Source organism: Streptomyces sp. 5-10 (assembly GCF_014712245.1).
In the GTDB taxonomy this organism is placed as follows: domain Bacteria; phylum Actinomycetota; class Actinomycetes; order Streptomycetales; family Streptomycetaceae; genus Streptomyces; species Streptomyces violaceusniger.
The window spans coordinates 1-634 of sequence record NZ_JACVYG010000224.1 but is presented as its reverse complement, the minus strand read 5'-3'; the positions used below and the strand labels follow the sequence as shown (position 1 = coordinate 634).

Sequence of the window (634 nt, the reverse complement as noted above, 5' to 3'; positions counted from 1 at the left end):
TCCTGGACGCCCTGGCTCAGCACCGCCAGGCTCAGGGCCTGCCCGCTGTGTCGCTGGCCTGGGGGCTGTGGGCACAGGACAGCGGGATGACCGGCCACCTGGACCATGAGGACCACGCACGCCTGAACCGCACCGGCATCACCCCCATGACCACCGAAGAAGGTCTCGCCCTCTTCGACGCTGCTCAGGGTGTGGGGCGTGGTGTGGTGTTGCCGGTGCGTGTGGATGTGCGGGCGTTTCATGGGCGTGGTGGTATGCCGGTTCCGGCGTTGCTGCGGAATGTGGTGCGGGGTGGGGTGCGCCGGGTTGCGGTGGGGCGGGATGGTTCGGGTGCGTGGATGGATCGGTTGGCGGGGGTGGCGCCGCAGGAGCGTGAGAGGTTGCTGCTGGAGCTGGTCCGTTCCCATGTGGCGACGGTGCTGGGGCACGCGGATCCTGCTGGAATCGACGCCGACCGCGCGCTGAGGGACCTTGGCTTCGACTCCCTGACCGCCGTCGAGCTGCGTAATCAGCTTGGGGCGGCAACCGGGCTTCGACTCCCGACCACCTTGGCGTTCGACCATCCCAGCCCACGCGCTGTCGCCTCGTACCTCGACCAGGAGTTGGGTGCGGGTGTGCGGTCGGATGCCGCTGT

1 protein-coding gene and 1 pseudogene are annotated in these 634 nt (G+C 68.9%); both read left to right on the top strand.

Going from position 1 to position 634, the window contains the following annotated elements:
• Nucleotides 1-2 precede the first annotated feature (2 nt).
• A pseudogene (locus tag IEJ02_RS49650) lies at nt 3-65 on the top strand (KR domain-containing protein); the annotation flags it as partial.
• A gap of 21 nt (nt 66-86) precedes the next feature.
• On the top strand, nt 87-634 hold a 548-nt coding region (locus IEJ02_RS47920; protein WP_223865633.1), incomplete at its 3' end, for an acyl carrier protein.